General features: G+C 43.2%; 1 protein-coding gene and 1 pseudogene. Both read left to right on the forward strand.

The features are described from left to right. The first annotated feature begins 611 nt into the window (after window positions 1-611). Window positions 612-2,693, forward strand: coding sequence for a pentapeptide repeat-containing protein (locus tag F6K38_RS38065; protein WP_287360142.1), 2,082 nt, complete (start codon window positions 612-614; stop codon window positions 2,691-2,693). Window positions 2,694-2,994: 301 nt separating this feature from the next. Next, a pseudogene (locus F6K38_RS38070) lies at window positions 2,995-3,108 on the forward strand (alcohol dehydrogenase); the annotation flags it as partial.

The following is a 3,108-nucleotide window of genomic DNA, read 5'->3' on the forward strand; positions in this document are numbered from 1 at the left end:
ATAAGGGGGGTTGGGGGGGATCGATTCCGGATCTGCTTCAGGGTTGAGATCCCCTTCATTACTCCCCCCTTTGATAAGGGGGGTTGGGGGGGATCGATTCCGGATCTGCTTCAGGGTTGAGATCCCCTTCATTACTCCCCCCTTTGATAAGGGGGGTTGGGGGGGATCGATTCCGGATCTGCTTCAGGGTTGAGATCCCCCTAAATCCCCCTTAATAAGGGGGACTTTTCAGACTAATACTAGCGCTATACTTTTAAAGTTTCTTAATTTGCTTCACTCAGAAAATCTGATATAATATTCAGTGAATATACTGAACCCAGTTTATCATCAAGACTCTCTTCCTTCGGTTTTACCTAGGGATTCTAATCCCTAAGTCAGGGTAAATACATCGATATTAATTAATCAGCAAAAATAATCTAATTATTAATACTTAACTAAAGCTGTCAGCCATCAGCGGTCAGCCGTCAGCCTTCAGTGGTCAGCTTGTTTTATTCAAAAGCTGATAACTAAGAGCTTATAGCTGAATGCTGAATGCTGAATGCTGAATGCTGAATGCTGAATGCTGAATGCTGACCGCTGATAACTGATAGCTGATAGCTGATAAACGACTAATGAAAGCTAATGACGTTATAACCAGATATAAGAATGGACAAAGGGATTTCCGCAGGGAAAATCTCAGAGGTCAGTCATTCCAAGGAAAAGACCTTTCAGGAGCAGATTTTAGTGAAGCTGATATTAGAGGCGCGAACTTTAAGAATGCTATTCTAACCGGAACTAAGTTCTGTCAGGCGAAGGCTGGATTACAAAAACGCTGGGTAACTGTTCTTCTGTTAGTTTCCTGGATAGTGTCAGGACTATCAGGAATTGCCTCCTTACTTGGTGGAGCTTTAGTAGCGTCATTCTTTGACTCTAACAGCTTAGATGACCCAGTCTCCGGTTGGATAGCTTTGGTGACTCTAATTATAGTATATAGTGTTATCCTGCGTCAAGGTATCGGCTCAGAAGTCGCCGTCGCTGCCGCTGTAGCCGTTGCTATCGCCATTGCCTTTACCATCGCTATCGCCTTTATAATCGCCATTACTATCGCTGCCGCCTTCGCCTTCGCCTTCACAATCACCATCGCTTTTCCCGTCGCCGTAGCCTTTATAATCGCCGTAGCCTTCGCTATCACCATCATACTCGCCTCCCCTGTCGCCTTCCCTGTCGCAATCACCATCTTTATTACCATCGCCATCGCCATCGCCAGTGACTGGGAATTAGCCAGCGGTGGCTCATGGGTCGTAGCCATAGCTGTGGCATTAGTCTTAGTATTACTTGGTGCTTACCTGGGCTGGCGTGGGCTAAAAGGGAACCCCCGAGATGCCTGGATTCGCACTATTGCTATTGCTTTGGCTGCTACAGGAGGTACCAGTTTTTACAACGCTGACCTAACCGATGCTGATTTTACCGGAGCTACCCTCAAAAGTACAGATTTAAGAAAGGCTACGCTTACTCGTACCTGTTGGCAAAATACTATTAAACTTGACCGAGCTAGACCAGGTAAAACTATCTTAGCTGATACTGTTGTCAGACAATTATTGGTTAGTGGTAATGGTTATAATAATAATTATAGTAATGCCAATCTCAGAGGCGCAAATTTAAAAGGAGCTAATTTAAATCAGGCTAATCTCAAACTGGCTGATATTAGCGAAGCCACCTTAGAGGATGCTAATTTAGAATGGGCTAATTTAACTGACGCTCAAGCAATTGGTACTGATTTTACTCATGCTTATTTTACTGGAGCTTGTTTAGAAGCGTGGAATATTGACTCAACAACTACCTTAACTAATATTGATTGTCAGTATGTCTTTTTACTAGAGAATCCCAATCCTCAAGGAAGTCGAGAGCGTCGTCCCTATGACCCTGACCGGGTTTTCCAACCAGGGGATTTTGAAAAGCTCTATAACAAGATTATCAATACCGTCCAGATTCTGCTACGTAATGGTGTTAATCCAGAAGCATTTCGTCAAGCCTTTCAAAAAATAATGGCGGACAATCCTGCAATTACTAGTGATTCGATTCAAGCCATTGAAAAGAAAGGCAATGATGTTTTACTTACCTTGGAAGTTCCAGAAGCCACGGATAAAGGTAAATTTGAAACAGAATTTTTGGCAGTTTATGAAGCTAGGTTAGAAGCAGCGAAACAAGCTGCTTTTTTAGAGGCTGAAAGAAGTCATAATCAAGATTATAAGGAATTTGTTAGAGCTGCTTTGACCAGCCATCAGTCATCAAATCCAATAATCAATCTTACAAATACAGCTAAAGCGGAGAGTGATATGTCAGATAATTCACGTAATGTTGAGATAAACCAAAGCCACGCTACTAATCCTAATGTTGCTATTGCCAACGACAATGCTAGACAAGAATTTAACATTACTAATTTGACATCAGAGCAAAAACAAAGCTTAGCCGAAGCAGCAGCAGAAATCCAGCAACTCCTCAACCAACTATCCCAGAGTAATCCCACTACAACCAACAAAGAGAAGATGATAGTTGTAGGTGAAGTTATTGACCAAATTGAGACTAACCCAACCCTAAAATCCAAGGTGATCAATGCCCTGAAAGCAGGAGGAGTAGAAGCTTTCAAGGAAGCCATAGACCATCCTTTGGTGAATATTTTGATGGCTACAATTGATGGCTGGAGCGAGGTTTAGTTGCGTAGGGTGCGTTAGGGACGGGCTGGTACTGATTTTCTCGGTCGCCAGTGTTTAAAAAGCCCGTCCCGTAACGCACCACCCACAGGTTCTAATTTTCTTGATAGCCAGTGTTTAAAAAGCCCGTCCCGTAACGCACCACCGGATCAAACAGCTTTAATCAGATTCACCCATATGAAATCGATGTGTAGTAGTAATTTCCGAAATTGCTAGGATTTTTAGCTTACTCCAATTCAGCAATCCCACCGATTAAGATAAGAAATAGGAAGCAATTTCTAGAATCTTGTCACAACAACCAACAATGAAAGGACTCTGGCTCGAAAACCAGCAACTGCAACTGCGCACTGACCTACCTGTGCCATCACCACCCTCTGATGAAGCCTTAGTGCGGGTGTTGCGTGCGGGGATATGCAAC

The organism is Moorena sp. SIO3B2, assembly GCF_010692525.1.
Taxonomy (GTDB): domain Bacteria; phylum Cyanobacteriota; class Cyanobacteriia; order Cyanobacteriales; family Coleofasciculaceae; genus Moorena; species Moorena producens.

Excerpts from the sequence above, each read along its gene's own strand:
- F6K38_RS38065 (WP_287360142.1), top strand. The coding sequence starts at position 612 with ATGAAAGCTAATGACGTTATAACCAGATATAAGAATGGACAAAGGGAT.